The organism is Microbispora oryzae (genome assembly GCF_017896165.1).
Taxonomy (GTDB): domain Bacteria; phylum Actinomycetota; class Actinomycetes; order Streptosporangiales; family Streptosporangiaceae; genus Microbispora; species Microbispora oryzae.
Map to the genome: position 1 here is coordinate 288,500 of NZ_JAFCNB010000001.1, position 16,520 is coordinate 305,019.

The following is a 16,520-nucleotide window of genomic DNA, read 5'->3' on the forward strand; positions in this document are numbered from 1 at the left end:
CCGTGCCCGACGGTGTGTCATCTACACATGATCGCCGGTCAGGAGACGGCGGTGCGCCCGGGCCCCCGCCTCGGCGGCGGCCTGGCCGGACACGGTGCGCAGCTCGCCGCCCGCCACGACGGTGCGGCCGCCGACGAGCAGGCGCTCCAGGGGTGGGGTGGCCCCGTAGGCGAAGGCCACGACGGGGTCGTCGATCGCGTCGTAGAACCCGCCGAGCCGCCACAGGGCGACGTCGGCGAGCTTGCCCGGCTCCAGGGACCCGATCTCGTCCTGCCGTCCCAGGCACCGGGCGCCGCCCAGGGTCGCCATCTCCAGCGCCCGCCTGGCGGTGAGGGCGCGTGGGCCGTACCGGGCCCGTTGCATCAGCATCGCCATCCTGATCTCCCCGGCGAGCGGGGTCATCTCACTGGAGGCGGCACCGTCGACGCCCAGCCCGACGGGCGCGCCAGCGGCCAGCAGGTCGCACACGCGGGCGATGCCCGCGCCGAGGCGGCCGTTCGACGACGGGCAGTGGGCGGTCCCGGTGCCCGTCTCGCCGAAGCGGCGGACGTCCTTGTCGGTCAGGTGCACGCAGTGGGCCAGCCACACGTCCGGCCCGAGCCAGCCCAGCCGGTCCAGATACTCGACCGGCAGCACGCCGAACTGCTCCCGGCAGTGCTCCTCCTCGTCGGCCGTCTCCGCGATGTGCGTGTGCAGCCGTACGCCGTGCGCCCGGGCCAGCTCGGCCGACCCGGTCATCAGCTCCTCGCTGACCGAGAACGGCGAGCAGGGAGCCACCGCCACCCGCAGCATCGAGCCGAACGACGGATCGTGATATTTCCGGATCACGTCTTCGGTGGCCCGGAGGGCGTCCCCGGCCCGCTCGACCACGTCGTCCGGCGGCAGGCCGCCCGCCGACCGGCCCCGGTCCATCGACCCCCGGCACGGGTGGAAGCGCAGGCCGACCCGCCGGGCCGCCTCGACCTCCGCCTCGAACAGGTCGCCCCGGCCCTTCGGGAAGACGTAGTGGTGGTCGGTGGACGTCGTGCAGCCCGAGGCGGCCAGCCAGGCCAGCCCGGCGGTGGCCGCGCCCGCCACGACCTCGGCGTCCATCCGGGCCCAGAGCGGATAGCTGGCGACCAGCCACTCGAACAGCGTCCCGTCGGGGATGACGCCCTGGGCGGCCCACTGGTAGAGATGGTGATGGGTGTTGACGAGCCCGGGGGTGGCCAGGCAGCCGGAGCCGTCGATCCGCTCGGTTCCCTCCGCTCCCCCGGCCGGCTCGGCGGCCGGGCCGGGACCGACGGCCGTGATGCGGTCGCCCTCCACCACGATGTGACCGGACGGGAACTCCGCCCCCGAGACCGTGACCACGTGGGCGTTCTCGATGACGAGGCGCCGGGCCCCCGGCGCGTCCCCCGGCACGCGTGTTCCTCCGGCCGGGCTCACGCCGCCGGCTCCGCTTGGCCGGAGCCGGCGCCCCCGCCGTACGCGCGCGCGGCGGCCAGCCGGACGGCGTCGATGATCTTCTCGTAGCCGGTGCAGCGGCACAGGTTCCCGGCGAGCGCCTCCCTGATGTCGGCGTCCGCCGGGACGCCGCGGGTGCTCTCGATGAGGGACTGCGCCTGCACGACCAGGCCCGGCGTGCAGAAGCCGCACTGCACGGCCCCCGCCTCCACGAACGCCCGCTGCACCTCTCCCGCGCGCGATGCGAGGCCCTCCACCGTGACGACCTCGCGGCCCTGCGCCTGCCCGGCCGCGACGAGGCAGGCGCACACCGGCGCGCCGTCGAGGAAGACCGTGCACGAACCGCACTCGCCCTGTTCGCACGCGTTCTTGGCGCCCGGCAGGCCCAGCCGCTCGCGCAGGACGTAGAGCAGGCTCTCGCCCTCCCACACGTCGTCGGCCGCCGCCGGGCGGCCGTTGACGGTCAGGCTCACTCTCATGCCGCTCCCCTCCCGCTGCTCTCGCTCGTGTCGTCTCCGATGTGATCGGCCCAGGCCCAGGTCAGCGTGCGGCGGGCCATGACGGCCAGCGCGTGCCGCCGGTAGGCGGCCCGGCCCCGCACGTCGTCGATCGGCGCGGCCGCCGCCGCCACCAGCTCGCCGAACCGGCGGGCGAGGCCGGGGTCGAGCGGGGACCGTCCCGCCCAGTCGAGCCCTTCGGCCAGCAGGGCCTCCGCCTCGGGGGCGCGGCGCGGCGTCGGCGCGGCCGAGCCGATGCCGGTCCCGGCCCGGCGCTCGGCGGGATGCAAGGCGACGGCGAACGAGCACACCGCGATGACCATGGCGTTCCTCGTGCCGATCTTCGAGAAGTACTGCGGGCCGCCGGCGACGGGCACGCGGACCGCGCGGATCAGCTCGTCCGGCCGGAGGGCGTTGCGCTTCACCCCGGTGTAGAACTCGCCGATCGGGATCAGCCGGGTGCCCCGCGTGGACGCCGCCTCGACGGTGGCGCCGGAGGCGAGCAGCGGCGGGTGGCTGTCGCCCGCGGGCGAGGCCGCGCCCAGGTTGCCCGCCACCGTGCCCCGGTTGCGGATCTGCGGCGAACCGACGGTGCGGGCCGCCTGGGCCAGTCCCGGGAGCACGTTCCCCAGTTCGGCGATCAGCCGCGCGTACGTGAGCCCGGCGCCGAGCCGTACGACGTCGCCCTCCCGGGACCATCCGTCCAGCCCGGGGACGGCGGTGAGGTCGAGCAGCGCGGCGGGCCGTCCCCGGTCCAGGTTGATCTCCACCATGACGTCGGTGCCGCCCTGGATCGGCGTGGCGTCCGGCCGCTCGGCCTTGCCGGCCAGCGCCTCGTCCCAGGTGCGGGGTCGCAGGAAGTCCATGGTCACTCCGTCACTCGCGGGGTCGCCCTCACGTCTCGCCGCCGGTCGGCGCCGTCCCCCGGCGTCACCGGCATCACCGATGTCACCGGCGTTACTGCCAGGCCGGGCCGGGGTCGGGGGCGTCGTCGCGCAGCACCGCGCCCTCGATCAGCCCGTACGGCCGGTCCGCGGCGTGGTAGACCTCACCGTCGTTGGCCAGGCCGAAGGGCGACAGGTCGACCTCGAAGTGGTGCCGGTTGGGCAGCGAAAGCCGCACCTCGCACACCCCTGGACACTCGGTGAGCACGCGGCTCCCCATGGCGTACAGCGTCTGCTGCAGCGAGAGGCTGTAGGTGTCGGCGAACGCCGCGAGCAGGGCCTGCCGCGCCTTCTCATACGTTTTGTCCCAGTCTCCACCGTCGCCGTCCTCCCCTGCCGCGGTGTGCCGCCAGGACGCCTCGACGGCCGTCGCCAGCACCCGGTCACGGGTCTCGGGCAGCGTCGTGTACTCGTCCCTCACGTAGCCCCAGAACTCCGAGTTCGTGGTGTTGAGCACGACGAGGTCGCGCAGCCCGGACACCACCCACGCGCGGGAGCCGTCGTAGTGGGCGACGCAGACGCGGGTCTCCCGGCCCGACCGGACGAACGCGTGGCCCAGGGCGCCGTTGCGCTCCCAGGCGTACTCCTCGATCGCCACCCTGGCGTGGCGCACGGGCTCCTGGGAGTCCACGAAGTGCTGGGCCAGCGTGAGCGCGAAGTCCTCGATCGCGCCCACTCCGTAGCGTTTGGCGAAGGCGAACACCGTGTTCTTCTGGCTGTCGGTCGGCAGCACCGCCGCGTTGTCGCCGCTGAGGTGCACCCGCTCCATGTCGCCGGACAGGGCGGTGCTCACGTTGAGATCCTTGAGGCTGTGGGCGTCCCCGTGCCGGGTCACCCGGACGAGCCTCGTCTCGGCCTTGCCGTACCTGTTGGGACCAAGGACGATCATCAGCTCCCCCGGTAGGTCGAGTAGGCGAACGGGCTCAGCAGCAGCGGCACGTGGTGGTGGCCCCCGGCCTCCCGCACCGTGAAGACGACGCTCACCTCGGGGAAGAACGCGTCCTCGCCCAGGTATCCGCCGGTGTCGAAGAGCAGCCGGTAGGTCCCGGGCCGCGGGTCCACCCCCGCGCTCCACTCCCGGCCCAGCGGGGACCACTCGCGGATCCGGCCGTCGTCGTCGGTCCTGCCCTCGGCCACCGGCACGAAGCCGTGCGGTGCCCGCCGCGACAGCCGGACGAGCACGTCCTTCGCGGGCCGTCCGGCCGCGGTGTCCAGCACATGCGTCGACAGGCTCACCGGCCCTCCCACAGCTTCTCCAGGCGCAGGGAAACGATCTTCCCGAGCTCCTCGCGGACCACCTCGCGCTCGGCCTTCCGGTCGTTGCCGAGCCGCTCGCGGAGCAGATCGAGCAGCTCGGCCGCGCCGAGTCCGGTGGCGCACACCAGGTAGACGTGGCCGAACCGTCTCTCGTATTCGGCGTTGCCCGCGTGGATCGCGTCCAGCACGGCGGGCCCGGCCCCCGCCGTCCCCGCCTGCTCGCGGCGCGACCACGACGCCTCCCTGCCGTCGCCCGCGGGCCGCTCCCCGATCCGGGGATGCGCCGCGAGCGCCTCCTCCACGTCGTCCCAGGCCAGCTCGGCCAGCGCGGCGCGGCCCGCCTCGGTGAGCGCGGCGACGTCCTGGTACGGCCCCCGCGCGCCGACGGCCGCCACCCAGGCGGCCGACGCGCAGCAGGAGCGCAGGTCCTCCGGGGCGAGTCGTCGCATGCCCGCCAGTCAACCGGGGCCGCGGTGACGGGTCCAGCGGCGCGAACGCCAACCGCCCGCCATCGGCCACGTCGCTGTTTGTACGTTGTCACAAAGGGGGCCGCACTAACCTGGAGGGCATCATGACTGCTTCCCAGCTCATCGGCGGACACGTCCTCGTCAGCGGCGGCCTGGCCACAGGCGGGCTGCGCTACGCGGCCGACATCGGCGCCGAGATGATCCAGGTGTTCGTGACCAACCCGCGCGGCTGGGCGCTCCCCGCGGGTAACCCGGCGGAGGACGCCAAACTCAGAGAGTCGGGGATGCCGGTCTACGTGCACGCCGCCTATCTGGTGAACTTCGGGTCGCCGACCCAGGCCACGCTGGACAACTCCGTCGCCGTGGTGCGCCACACCCTGCGCAGGGGCGCGGAGATCGGGGCGCTCGGGGTGGTCGTGCACACCGGCTCGGCGGTCAGCCAGCCACGCGAGGACGCCATGCGGCAACTGCGCGAGCACCTGCTGCCGCTGCTGGACGAGATCGGCGACGACGGCCCCGACCTGCTGCTCGAGCCCATGGCCGGGCAGGGTCAGATGCTCTGCGCGACCGTGCAGGACATCGGTCCCTACCTGGAGGCCCTGGACCACCACCCGAAGGCGGGCATCTGCCTGGACACCTGCCACGCCTTCTCGGCGGGGCACGATCTCTCCACCCCGGCAGGCGTGACCGAGACCTTCGACGCGCTGGGCGAGGTCGCCCCGGGCCGGCTGAAGCTCATCCACGCCAACGACTCCAAGGACCCGTGCGGGTCGAAGAAGGACCGCCACGAGAACATCGGCGCCGGCCACATCGGCGCGCAGGCGTTCGCGGACATCATGCGCCACCCGGTCGCGGCCGGCGTGCCGCTCTGCATCGAGACGCCCGGCAAGGCGGACAAGCACCGCGAGGACATCGAGACGCTGAAGAAGCTCCGCGGCCGCTGAGCCGCCCGGACTGAGCCGCCCCGACTGAGCCGCCCCGACTGAGCCAGCCGGGCTGGGCCACCTGGGCTGGGCCACCTGGCCGAGCCAGCCAGGCCCGCGCCACCCGGACCGCCACCCGGACCGCCACCCGGACCGGGGCCCCCGGGGCGATCCGGCGCCCCCGTATGGCCGGATCGCTCCACGGGCTCCCGCCACGCGGGGCGGAGCCCTTCCCCCCCGAGAGGGCCCCGCCCAGACTAACCGTTCAGCGAGGTTTCCCTCACTTTCGGCTACTCCGCGTGTCTTGCTATGCCGATAACACTACGTGGGGTAGTCAGATGGGCGCGTGTGGCTTCGGACGAGCGGCGCCTAGTTAGCGCCATGCGGCCCGTCGCCGCGCGACGAGCGGGGCACGGAGAACGACGAGCGGTCGCCGACAGCGTGCGTCCCGTCCCTCAAGCCGGGCGAGACGTCCTGCGGCGCGGACCCGGGCGACGGCGGGGCCGGCGTCATCGTCGCGCCGGTGTCGGTGAGGCAGGCGCGGAACTGCCGGACGAGCAGCTCCCGCACCTGCCGGGTGTGGCGCCTGCTGACGGGCAGCGTCTCGTCGCCGACCTGGAGGACGACCCGGCCCGCGTCGAACCGCAGCTCGCTCACGTGACGCGCGTTCACCAGGGTGCTCCGATGCGCCCGGATGAAGCCGGAGCCGCCCCAGCGGCGCTCCAGGGCCGCCAGCGACATCCGTACGAGGTAGTTGGCGTCGGAGGTGTGCAGGCGGACGTAGTCGCCCTGCGCCTCTGCGTAGCAGACGTCGTGCTGGGCGACGAACCGGGTACGCCCGGCAAGCTCGACCGGGATCACCTCGTCGGCATCGTCCGGCGACGGGGGCGCGACGGCGGCGGTGAGCCTCCGCACCGCCTCGGCGAGCCGCTCGGGGCGGACCGGCTTGAGCAGGTAGTCGACAGCCTCCAGCTCGAACGCCTGGATCGCGCAGTCGTGGGCGCTGACGAAGACCAGCCGGGGCGGCGCGGGAAAGCCCCCGATCAACCGGGCCAGGTCGAGGCCGTCGAGGCCCGGCATGCGGATGTCGAGGAACACCCCGTCGAGGCGCTCCCCATTCGTGATCATCTGGACCATGTCGTGGAGCGCCGCTCCGCCGTCCGAGGCCGTGCGCACGTGCTCGATCCTCGCGTCCTGCCGGAGCAGGTAGGCGAGCTCGGACAGGGCGGGGACCTCGTCATCGACCGCAAGGACGCGCAGCATGGCCAACACCGTGCCCCGTGCGGCCACCCCAGCGCAAGGGTTTGATCGACAATCGGTGAACAATCAATTACCCAAAGCGACAATGACCGGCCATACGGCTCGAGATCGAGGGCCCGGTGGGGCCGATCAGTTCACCAGCACGATCTTCCCGCGTGCGTGACGGCTCTCGCTCAGCCTGTGCGCGGCCGCGGCCTCGGTGAGCGGAAACGCCGCCGCGACCGGCACCCGCAGCCGGCCCTGCCCGGCGAGCTCGACCGCGATGCCGAGGCCGTGTACCGCCAGCGGGTCGGCGGCTCCCACAGCCGCGGCCCTGTCGCCGGCCCTGTCGCGGGCCCTGTCGCCGGCCGGCACGCCGTGCGACAGGTGCACGCCGAGGGCCGCCGCGGTGAGGTCGGGAGCGATGGTCACCACGCGCGCCGGGCTCCCGGCGACGGCGATCAGATCGGGCAGCGCCCCTCCCGCGCAGTCGAACACCGCGTCCACCCCGCCCGGCGCCAGCGCGCGCACCCGTTCGGCCAGACCCGCCCCGTACGTCGTCGGCTCCGCGCCGAGCGAGCGCAGGAAATCGTGGTTGTGCTCCCCGGCCGTACCGATGACGACGGCGCCACGTGCGACCGCGAGCTGCACGGCGACCGCGCCCACCCCGCCGGCCGCGCCCTGCAGCAGCACGGTGTGCCCGGCGCCGACCGCGAGCCGGTCGAGCACCCGGGTGGCCGTCTCGACGGCGCCCGCGGCGCCGCCGGCCTCCTCCCAGCTCCACGCGGCCGGTTTCGGCGCCCAGGCGGTCAGGACCGCGTGATCGGCGTTGGCGCCGCGCGCGGCCGGCGCGGTCATGCCGAACACCTCGGAGCCGAGCCCGACCCCCGTGACGCCGTCGCCGACCTCGTCCACCACGCCCGCGGCGTCGAACCCGGTGCGGTACGGGAACGTCACGGGCACCACGTCACGCATCTTCCCGGAGCGGATGGACGTCTCCCCCGTCGACAGTCCGGACGCCCGCACCGCGATGCGGATCGTCCCCGGCCCCGCGTGCGGCTCCTCGACCTCGGCGACACACACCACGTCGGCCGGGCCGTACTCGGAAAACTGAACAGCTCTCATGCGCCGCACCGTAACGGAACACCCCGTCCGTTTGACTAAAGTGAGAGCGGTGACGGCGGAAGTGAGGCAGAAGCGGCGCTCGGACGCCCGCGACAACCGGGCGCGCATCCTCGCGGTCGCCCGCGCGGCCTTCGCCGCCGAGGGCCTCAACGTGCCGATCCGGGAGATCGCCCGGCGCGCGCAGGTCGGCGCGGCCACCGTCTACCGGCACTTCCCGACCAAGGAAGCGCTGCTCGGCGAGGTCTTCGCCGAGCCGATGGCGATGTGCTCGGCGGTCGTCGAAGAGGGACTGGCGGAGGCCGACCCGTGGCGCGGCCTCTGCCTGGTGATCGAGAAGCTCATGGAGGTGCACGCCCTCGACCGGGGGCTCTCCCGCGCGTTCACCTCACGGCTGCCGTACTTCACGGCGGACCGCGACCGATCGATCCGGCTGCTGCTCCAGCTCATCCGGCGTGCGAAGGAGGCGGGTGACCTGCGGCCGGACATCGTCCTGGAGGACGTCGTCCTGGCGATGATGGCGAACGAGGGCATCCGCGCCGAATCACCCGAGCAGCGAGTGGCGGCGTCGCGCCGTTTCGCGGCCCTGATGATCCAGTCGTTCCGCGCCGATCCCGTCCGCGCGCCTCTTCCGCCGGCGGTCCGGCTGGAGTTCGGGGCCTAGACCGGGCTGTCCTCGGGGCGGATCTTGGGCACCCGGAGCTGAATCCGGGTGCCCTCTCCCGGCGCGGTGCGAACCACGAGTCCGTACTCCGGCCCGTAGATGTGGCGCATCCGCAGATCGACGTTGCTCAGCCCGATCCCGCCGCGCGGCTCCTCTCCGAGGATCGCCCGCACGTGCTCGGGGTCCATGCCGATCCCGTCGTCCTCGACGGAGATGTGGGCCTCCGGTCCGGCGTCCTCGATCACCACGCGCACCTCGCCCGGCATGCCGTGCTTGATGGCGTTCTCGACGAGCGGCTGCAGGCACAGGAACGGCACCGGGACCCGCAGCACCTCGGGCGCGACCTGCACGGTGAAGCGCAGGCGGTCGCCGAATCTGGCGCGTTCGAGAAGCAGATAACGGTCCACGCAGCTCAGCTCGTCGGCGAGCGTGGTGAAGTCGCGGGCGCGGCGCAGCGCGTAGCGGGTGTAGTCGGCGAAGTCGAGCAGGAGCTCGCGGGCCCGCTCGGGGTCGGTCCGGACGAACGAGGCGATCGTGGTGAGCGAGTTGTAGACGAAGTGGGGGGAGATCTGGGCCCGCAGGGCCCGCATCTCCGCCTCCAGCGCGCGCCGCCGCGACGAGTCGAGCTCGGCCAGCTCAAGCTGCCCGGAGACCCACCGGCCCACCTCGGTCGCCGTGCGGACGCGGGAGGCGCTGACCAGCGGGTCGTACGCCACGAGCGCGCCGATCACCCGGCCTTCGACGGTCAGCGGCACCACCACGCCCGCCACGGTCGCGGCGCCGCCGCCGGGGCCGCCGATTGAGCCGCTGATTGGGCCGTCGCCGGGGATCAGATGGGGCCGGCCGTCCGTCATGGCCGACCGGACCCCGGCGAGGATCTCCTCGTCCACCGGCAGGTTGTCGCCGTCCCGGGCGAGGACCCGGTCGGTGGACGTGACGGCGAGCGCGGCGGTGCCGAGCAGCGTCCGCAGGTGGCGTACCGCCTTGCGGGCCGACTCGCGGGTGAGGCCCGCCCGCAGCGAGGGCGCGGCGAGACCCGCCACGTGGAGGGCGAGATAGGTCCCCTCCTCCGGAAGGCCGCCGCGGCACGGCCTCGTCCGGCGGGCCAGCGCGTAGCCCGCGGCGGCGGACATCGCGCAGAGCGTCACCCATACGGCTGCAGACACGCGGCACACCGTAACCCCTCGGCGGGGGTCAGGGCGGGCCCTCGCCCGGCTCCTCCTGATATGAGTAGCGCTGCTCTTTCCAGGGGTCGGCGATGTTGTGGTAGCCGCGGTCCTCCCAGAACCCACGCCGGTCATCGACCAGATATTCGACGGCGCGCACCCATTTCACGCTCTTCCAGGCGTACAGGTGGGGGACGACGAGACGCACCGGATGGCCCGTCTCCGGGGTGAGGCGCGCCCCGTCCAGGTGGGTGGCGAAGAGGGTGGTGGGCCGGTCGAAGTCGCTCATCCGGAGGTTGGCGCTGTACCCGTACTCCGCCCAGACCAGGACGTGCCGGACCTCCGGCGCCGGGGGCGCCCGCTCCAGCAGCGCGGCGGCGGGGAAGCCCTCCCACTCGTTGCCCAGGACGGAGAACTTGGTGACGCAGTGGAAGTCGGCCATGACGACCGCCGGGGGCAGCCGGGAGAACTCCGCCCAGTCGAACTCGTGCACCTCGCCGGACGCCGTCGCGCCGAAGACCTGGAACCGCCAGGTCTGCGGGCGGAAGGCCGGCACCCTCCCGTAATGGATGACGGGACGCCCCCGTGGGATGTACTGGCCCGGGGGCAGGCGAGTCTCCTCTTCAGGGATCTCCGGCACGCCCGCCATCCTGCCATCAGGGGCTCGCCCGGCTCCCACCGGACCCCGGGCGGCCGATCCAGCCCGACGATGCGCTATATTCCACGCCATGCGCACCGTTTACGCGTTTTGGTATGGCGACGGACCCGTGAGGACCGCTCGCCCGCGAACGCTGCGCTGACAGCCACCGCGAACGAAGGCCCCGGGTCCACTGGACCCGGGGCCTTCGTCGTTTTTCCCGGAACCGGCAGCAGAGACCGGCACCAGACCCGCAGCAGAAGGAGTCATCATGGTCATCGTCATGGCCCCCGAGGCCACGCAGGACGACGTCGAGGCGATCGTCGAGGTCGTCGTCGCGGCGGGCGGCGAGGCATTCGCCAGCCGCGGCGTGAGCCGCACGATCGTCGGGCTCGTCGGCGACGTGGAGCGCTTCGCCACGCTGAACCTCGGCGCCATGCGCGGCGTCGCCGAAGTCGTCCGGGTGTCGACGCCGTACAAGCTGGTCAGCCGGGAGAACCATCCCGACCGGACCACGGTGACCGTGCGCGGCGTGCCCATCGGCCCGGACACCGTCACGCTGATCGCCGGCCCGTGCGCGGTCGAGACGCCGCGGCAGACGCTCGAGGCGGCCCGGATGGCCAAGGCGGCGGGTGCCACGCTGCTGCGGGGCGGCGCCTACAAGCCGCGCACCTCGCCGTACGCCTTCCAGGGGCTGGGCGAGGAGGGCCTGCGCATCCTGGCGGACGTCAGGGAGCAGACCGGTCTGCCGATCGTGACCGAGGTGGTGGACGCCCACGACGTGGCGCTGGTCGCCTCCTACGCCGACATGCTGCAGGTCGGCACCCGCAACGCGCAGAACTTCGCGCTGCTGCAGGCCGTGGGTGCCGCGGGCAAGCCGGTCATGCTGAAGCGCGGCATGACGGCCACGATCGAGGAGTGGCTCATGGCCGCCGAGTACGTGGCGCAGCGCGGCAACCTCGACATCGTCCTGTGCGAGCGCGGCATCCGGACCTACGAGACCGCGACCAGGAACACCCTCGACATCTCGGCCGTCCCGGTGGTCCAGCGGCTGTCGCATCTGCCCGTCATCGTGGACCCCTCCCACTCCGGCGGACGGCGCGACCTGGTGCTGCCGCTCACCCGGGCCGCCGTGGCCGTCGGCGCGGACGGCGTGATCATCGATGTGCACCCCGACCCCGGACAGGCCCTCTGCGACGGCCCGCAGGCCCTCGTCGACGGCGACCTGGACGAGCTGGCCGCCGTCATGCGGGACTTCCCCCCGCTGATGAACCGCACACTCGCCGGAGCCGCCGCGCGGGCGCTCGCCTGACGGCTACGCGATCCTGACCGAGGACGCGTCCAGCCATCCGGAGGGAGTGAGCTTCGCTGACGCGATCCTGGACGAGTAGCCGGCCATCTCGCGCGTGAACCAGAGCGGGATGGCCGGCAGGTCCTGGACCAGGAGCGACTCGGCCCGCTGGTAGAGCCGCGTGGCCCCGGACGCCGAGACCTGCCGGTCGGCGGACTTCAGCAGCGCGTCGAACTTCGGGGCGCGGTAGACCGAGAAGTTGAAGAGCGCGCCGGAGGCGTAGTGGCCGAGGGCGTTCTCCACGTACGGGAAGTCGAGGCTCCAGCCCGCGCGGAACAGGCCGGGGAGGCGTCCCCCGGCCTGGGCCCTGGTGAACTCCGCCAGCGTCTTCACGGGCTTCGGCACGATCTTCAGCTTGCCGCCGAACGCGCGCCGGAGAAGGCCGACCTGACGATCGCGGCCCGGTCGATCGCCGCCGAGATCGCCTTGCGGACGTCCGCGCCGGTGTGCAGCGAGAGCGGGAAGTCGATCGTCTCCAGCGTGCCGCCCGGCCGGTCGACGACCCGGCCGCCCAGGTCCTGCCGGAAGCTGCCCGCCTTCGCGGCCGGGATCAGGTCGACGAAGTCGACGTCACCGGCCAGGAGGGCGCTGTAGCCCTGCCCGGCGTCCCGGAACGTCGTGTATCTGACGCCGGTCACGTTGGTCCGCAGGGTGCCGGCGTACCCGCCGAACCGGGCGAGCACGGCGCCGGAGCCCGGCGTGCCGGAGACGAGCCTGAACGGGCCGTCGACCACGGGGTGAGCGGCGAGCGACGACGGCCGCTTGAGGGTCGCGTCGGGCAGCGGCGAGAACGCCACCTGCCCCAGCTTCTTCACGAACGGCCCGAAGGGCCGGTTCAGCTCGATGGTGAAGGTGAGGTCGTCGACCACCGTGAGACCGGACATCCGCCGGGCTCCGTATCCCTTGATGTCCTGGAAGAGGTAGGACGCGCCCCTCTTCGAGGAGGCGGCCAGGTTCCACGCCTCGACGAAGTTGCGGGCCCGGACGGGGGGCGTCCCCACGACCAGCGCCGAGGACACCAGGGTGAGGGCGAGGCCAAGCCCGCGGTGGGACACCGTCTCCTCCGGGATGAAAGCCGCGATCAACAACAGATTGAACATCCCAGTGGTGAAGGTTGACCCTCGGAGTCAGTAAGACGCCCGGCCAGAAACGATCGAATTACGATCAGGCGTCCAGTTTGTACGGCCGAATGGAGTCGGCGAGCTGAGAGGCCAGGTCTTCCGCGTCGAGCCGCTTCTCGATCTGCTTGAGATCCTCGATCTTCGCCCGGGTCTCGGCGGACCGGGGGGCGAGCACGGTGCAGCAGTCCTCGTCCGGCAGCTCGGAGATCTCCAGCGTGCCGATGCGCCGCGCCTCGGCCATGATCTCTGTCTTGTCGAGGCCGATCAGCGGCCGCAGGATCGGCAGGTCGACGGCGTGGTCCTGCGCGGTGATGTTGGTGAGCGTCTGGGAGGAGACCTGACCGAGGGAGTCTCCGGTGACCAGCGCCTCCGCGTGGATGCGGCGCGCCACCTCCTCGGCCGTCTTCAGCATGAGCCGCCGCTGGGCGATGACCGCGAGCCGGTCGTGGCCGGAGTTCCTGATCGACTGCTGGGCCTTGCCGAACGGCACCACCCACAGCCGCGACTTGCCCTGGAACCGGTCGAGGTTGCGCACCAGCGCGTACGCCTTGTAGATCGACTCCGAGGTCGTGTAGGGGATCCCGGAGAAGTGCAGGAAGTCCACGCGCAGGCCGCGTCGCATCATCCGGTACGCCGCGACCGGTGAGTCGATGCCGCCCGACAGCAGGGCGAGGGCCCGGCCGCTCGATCCGACCGGCAGGCCGCCCTGCCCCGGGCGGCCGTCCGTGAAGAGGAACACCTCGTCGCGGTCGACCTCGATGTTCACCCTCAGCTCGGGGTCGCTCAGGTCGACCGGCAGGCCGTATGTGTCGTTGATGGCCCCGCCGACGAGACGGTCGAGCTCGATCGAGCGCAGCGGGAACCGCTTGTCCCTGCGGCGCGATCGCACCGCGAAACGGGCCTTGCGGGCCACCTCGTCGGTGTCCCTCACGAGTTCGAGGGCCGCCTTGGTGACCGACTCCGGGTCCTTCGGCACCCGCCAGGCGAGGTGGATCAGCACCAGGCCGGGCACCTCGGACACCCGCCGCGCGACGGCCTCGGCCACCTCGACGCCGGTGCCAGCGGGCAGGAACAGGGCGATCACGCCGTGCCGCTGGCGGATGTCGACCGGATAGTCCTTGAGCGCGGCCTTGATGTTGGCGCGCAGCCGCATCTCGAAGAGTTCGCGATTCCTGCCTTTCAGGACCACCTCGCCGAGCTTGAGCAGCACACACGGCTCTCCGAGGGCGGACATGGTCATGAGCGGGAACCTCCGGGAAGGGGACACGGGGGCGTGGTCGCTGCGACGACGCTCCCGTGCAGCGCGAACTTCCCTACTGTAGTGCGGCCGTGGCGCGCACGCTCCCGGGGATCCGCCGCCGATCCGGCGGATGTCCCCGGACGCGCGTACGGCTCCCGCGGAAAGGGACCGCGGGAGCCGTACGACAGGCCGGAAAGGATCAGCCGAAGAAGACCTCGGCCTCCTCGTAGCGGGAGGCGGGCACCGTCTTCAGCTCGGAGGTCGCGTCGGCGAGACCGACACGCACGATGTCCGTGCCGCGCAGGGCGACCATCTTCCCGTAGTCGCCCTCGTGCACCGCGTCGATCGCGCCGAGGCCGAAGCGGGTGGCGAGCACGCGGTCGTAGGCCGTCGGCGTGCCGCCGCGCTGGATGTGGCCGAGGACCGTGGTGCGGGCCTCCTTGCCGGTACGCTTCTCGATCTCCTTGGCGAGCAGCTCGCCGATGCCGCCGAGACGCACGTGGCCGAAGGCGTCGAGCTCGCCGGCCTGCAGCGCCATCTGGCCCTCGATCGGGTGGGCGCCCTCGGCGACCACGAGGATCGGCGAGTAACGGGTCTCGAAACGCGACTCGACGTAGGCGCAGACCTTGTCGATGTCGAACGGCTTCTCCGGGATCAGGATGACGTTCGCACCGGCGGCCATGCCCGCGTGCAGCGCGATCCAGCCGGCGTGGCGGCCCATGACCTCGCAGATCAGCGCGCGGTGGTGCGACTCGGCGGTGGTGTGCAGCCGGTCGATCGCCTCCATGGCGATGTTGACGGCCGTGTCGAAGCCGAAGGTGTAGTCGGTCGCGTTGAGGTCGTTGTCGATCGTCTTGGGCACGCCGACCACGTTGACGTCGCGGTCGAAGAGCTGCTTCGCGACGCCGAGGGTGTCCTCGCCGCCGATCGCGATGAGCGCGTCGACGCCCTGGGAGGCCAGGTTCTCCTTGATGCGCTCGACGCCGTTCTCGATCTTGATCGGGTTCGTGCGGGAGGAGCCCAGGATGGTGCCGCCGCGCGGCAGGATCCCCCGGACGGCCTGGATGTCGAGCGGCATGGTCTCGCCCTCGAGGGGCCCCCGCCAGCCGTCGCGGAAGCCGACGAACTCGTGCCCGTAGACGCCGATGCCCTTGCGGACGACGGCGCGGATCACCGCGTTCAGCCCGGGGCAGTCGCCGCCTCCGGTGAGGACACCAATGCGCATGACGAGTTTCCTCCGTATGGGATTACGAGGGCAGGACCGTGCAATCGTGAGCACGTCGGGACGCACCGCATTCTGCCCCAGCCGCCACGAATGGTCTAGACCACACGAGGCTACCGAGCAGGCCCCGGCGCGGACAACAGTCTCGCACGGCGGCGTCGCGACCCGTGCGCCGCACGCGCCCATTCCCCGCCCCTTGTGCCCACCGGCCCGTACCCGACCTCCCTTTCCCGGATTCGCCTTCGGTCCGGGCGTTCTCGCGCTATCTTTTGACTCAGTCAAGTATTCGTTTGAGGTGAGCAATGGATATGGTGACCGAGGTCCGCGCGTTCAACCGCTTCTACACCCGGGTCATAGGCGTGCTCGGGGCCGGGATGCACGACACGCCCTACTCCCTCACCGAGGCCAGAGTCCTGTTCGAGGTCGGCGCGCGGGAGCCGGCCGAGACGGCGGACATCCGCGAGCTGCTCGGCCTCGACCCGGGATACCTCAGCCGGATCCTCACGCGCTTCGAGACCGAGGGCCTCATCACACGACGCCGATCGGCCGAGGACGGGCGCCGCCAGGTGGCGGAGCTCACCGACGACGGCCGCCGGACCCTCACGATGCTCGACCGGCGCTCGTCCGACGAGGTGGAGACGATCCTGGGCGGGCTGACCGGCGAGGACCGCCGGAAGGTGATCGCAGCGATGCGGACCATCCGCACCCTCCTCGGCCCCGCCGAACGGCGGGAGCCGTACGTCATCAGGCCGCCGCGGACCGGCGACCTCGGCTGGGTGGTGCACCGGCACGGCGTCGTCTACGGCGAGGAGCACGGCTGGGGGGCCGGCTTCGAGGCGCTCGTAACCCGGGTCGTGGCCGACTACGCGGACCACCACGACCCCGCGAGGGAGGCGGCCTGGATCGCCGAGGTCGACGGCGAGCCGGCCGGCTGCGTCTTCTGCGTGCGCAAGGACGATGAGACCGCCCAGCTCCGGCTGCTGCTCGTCGACCCGCGGGCGCGCGGCATGGGGCTGGGCCGCCGGCTGGTCGAGGAGTGCGTGCGCTTCGCCCGCCAGGCGGGGTATCGGCGGATCATGCTCTGGACGAGGGACGTTCTCGCCGGCGCCCGCAAGATCTACCTGGACGTCGGCTTCACGCTCGCCGAGCAGTACGCCGGGGAGGAGTCGGGCGCCCCGGTCACCGAGCAGATCTACGTGATGGAGCTCGACCGCGGGTGACGGG

At 72.4% G+C, this 16,520-nt stretch carries 17 protein-coding genes and 1 pseudogene; 4 read left to right on the top strand and 14 right to left on the bottom strand.

Features of this window, described 5'->3' with window-relative positions:
* Positions 1–21 precede the first annotated feature (21 nt).
* The 6 genes from JOL79_RS01285 to uraD all read right to left on the bottom strand — a co-directional run bounded on the left by JOL79_RS01285 (position 22) and on the right by uraD (position 4,593).
* On the bottom strand, positions 22–1,404 hold the full coding sequence (locus tag JOL79_RS01285; protein WP_307848228.1) for an 8-oxoguanine deaminase: 1,383 nt from the start codon (positions 1,402–1,404) through the stop codon (positions 22–24).
* A 20-nt stretch (positions 1,405–1,424) separates the two neighbouring features.
* Positions 1,425–1,925, bottom strand: a complete 501-nt coding sequence (locus JOL79_RS01290) for a (2Fe-2S)-binding protein (RefSeq protein WP_210153726.1) — start codon at positions 1,923–1,925, stop codon at positions 1,425–1,427.
* Positions 1,922–2,809 carry an FAD binding domain-containing protein gene (locus JOL79_RS01295; protein ID WP_210153727.1) on the bottom strand — a complete coding sequence of 296 codons (888 nt, stop codon included), beginning with the start codon at positions 2,807–2,809 and terminating at the stop codon, positions 1,922–1,924. Before JOL79_RS01295 ends, JOL79_RS01290 begins: the two co-directional genes overlap by 4 nt.
* Positions 2,810–2,900: 91 nt before the next feature.
* Complete coding sequence (pucL, locus tag JOL79_RS01300) at positions 2,901–3,779, bottom strand: factor-independent urate hydroxylase (RefSeq protein ID WP_210154162.1); 879 nt, start codon at positions 3,777–3,779, stop codon at positions 2,901–2,903.
* On the bottom strand, positions 3,776–4,123 hold the full coding sequence (gene uraH, locus JOL79_RS01305) for a hydroxyisourate hydrolase (RefSeq protein WP_210153728.1): 348 nt from the start codon (positions 4,121–4,123) through the stop codon (positions 3,776–3,778). The genes pucL and uraH overlap by 4 nt, the downstream gene beginning before the upstream one ends.
* Positions 4,120–4,593 (bottom strand): 2-oxo-4-hydroxy-4-carboxy-5-ureidoimidazoline decarboxylase, encoded by a 474-nt coding sequence (uraD, locus tag JOL79_RS01310; protein ID WP_210153729.1) that lies wholly within the window; start codon positions 4,591–4,593, stop codon positions 4,120–4,122. Before uraD ends, uraH begins: the two co-directional genes overlap by 4 nt.
* A gap of 122 nt (positions 4,594–4,715) precedes the next feature.
* On the opposite strand from uraD, the gene JOL79_RS01315 reads away from it, so the two are divergent.
* A complete protein-coding gene (locus tag JOL79_RS01315; RefSeq protein WP_210153730.1) occupies positions 4,716–5,555 on the top strand; it encodes a deoxyribonuclease IV in 840 nt (279 codons plus the stop codon).
* A gap of 519 nt (positions 5,556–6,074) precedes the next feature.
* Here the strand turns inward: JOL79_RS01315 and JOL79_RS01320 are convergent.
* Together JOL79_RS01320 and JOL79_RS01325 are read right to left on the bottom strand one after the other, a co-directional pair.
* Positions 6,075–6,797: pseudogene (locus JOL79_RS01320) on the bottom strand (LytR/AlgR family response regulator transcription factor); the annotation flags it as partial.
* Positions 6,798–6,923: 126 nt separating this feature from the next.
* Positions 6,924–7,898, bottom strand: coding sequence for an NADP-dependent oxidoreductase (locus tag JOL79_RS01325; protein WP_210153732.1), 975 nt, complete (start codon positions 7,896–7,898; stop codon positions 6,924–6,926).
* Positions 7,899–7,947: 49 nt separating this feature from the next.
* Here JOL79_RS01325 and JOL79_RS01330 point away from each other — a divergent pair, with 49 nt between their 5' ends.
* On the top strand, positions 7,948–8,559 hold the full coding sequence (locus JOL79_RS01330) for a TetR/AcrR family transcriptional regulator (protein WP_307848229.1): 612 nt from the start codon (positions 7,948–7,950) through the stop codon (positions 8,557–8,559).
* Here the strand turns inward: JOL79_RS01330 and JOL79_RS01335 are convergent.
* Positions 8,556–9,725, bottom strand: coding sequence for a sensor histidine kinase (locus JOL79_RS01335; RefSeq protein ID WP_307848230.1), 1,170 nt, complete (start codon positions 9,723–9,725; stop codon positions 8,556–8,558). The genes JOL79_RS01330 and JOL79_RS01335 overlap by 4 nt on opposite strands.
* Before the next feature lie 28 nt (positions 9,726–9,753).
* Complete coding sequence (locus JOL79_RS01340) at positions 9,754–10,374, bottom strand: molybdopterin-dependent oxidoreductase (protein WP_210153735.1); 621 nt, start codon at positions 10,372–10,374, stop codon at positions 9,754–9,756.
* Positions 10,375–10,633: 259 nt separating this feature from the next.
* Here JOL79_RS01340 and aroF point away from each other — a divergent pair, with 259 nt between their 5' ends.
* Positions 10,634–11,674, top strand: coding sequence for a 3-deoxy-7-phosphoheptulonate synthase (aroF, locus tag JOL79_RS01345; protein WP_210153736.1), 1,041 nt, complete (start codon positions 10,634–10,636; stop codon positions 11,672–11,674).
* A gap of 3 nt (positions 11,675–11,677) precedes the next feature.
* On the opposite strand, the gene JOL79_RS01350 is transcribed toward aroF, so the two are convergent.
* The 4 genes from JOL79_RS01350 to JOL79_RS01365 form a co-directional block, all read right to left on the bottom strand.
* Positions 11,678–12,058: a periplasmic substrate-binding domain-containing protein gene (locus JOL79_RS01350; protein WP_210153737.1), complete on the bottom strand. Its 381-nt coding sequence runs from the start codon at positions 12,056–12,058 to the stop codon at positions 11,678–11,680.
* Between the two features lie 5 nt (positions 12,059–12,063).
* Positions 12,064–12,798, bottom strand: a complete 735-nt coding sequence (locus JOL79_RS01355) for an ABC transporter substrate-binding protein (protein WP_210153738.1) — start codon at positions 12,796–12,798, stop codon at positions 12,064–12,066.
* A 79-nt stretch (positions 12,799–12,877) separates the two neighbouring features.
* Positions 12,878–14,074, bottom strand: a complete 1,197-nt coding sequence (gene thiI / locus JOL79_RS01360; protein ID WP_210153739.1) for a tRNA uracil 4-sulfurtransferase ThiI — start codon at positions 14,072–14,074, stop codon at positions 12,878–12,880.
* Positions 14,075–14,273: 199 nt separating this feature from the next.
* Positions 14,274–15,299: a 6-phosphofructokinase gene (locus JOL79_RS01365; RefSeq protein ID WP_210153740.1), complete on the bottom strand. Its 1,026-nt coding sequence runs from the start codon at positions 15,297–15,299 to the stop codon at positions 14,274–14,276.
* Between the two features lie 299 nt (positions 15,300–15,598).
* On the opposite strand from JOL79_RS01365, the gene JOL79_RS01370 reads away from it, so the two are divergent.
* The gene (locus tag JOL79_RS01370; RefSeq protein ID WP_210153741.1) at positions 15,599–16,516 is read left to right on the top strand and encodes a bifunctional helix-turn-helix transcriptional regulator/GNAT family N-acetyltransferase; all 918 of its coding nucleotides are present in this window, start codon (positions 15,599–15,601) and stop codon (positions 16,514–16,516) included.
* Positions 16,517–16,520 lie beyond the last annotated feature (4 nt).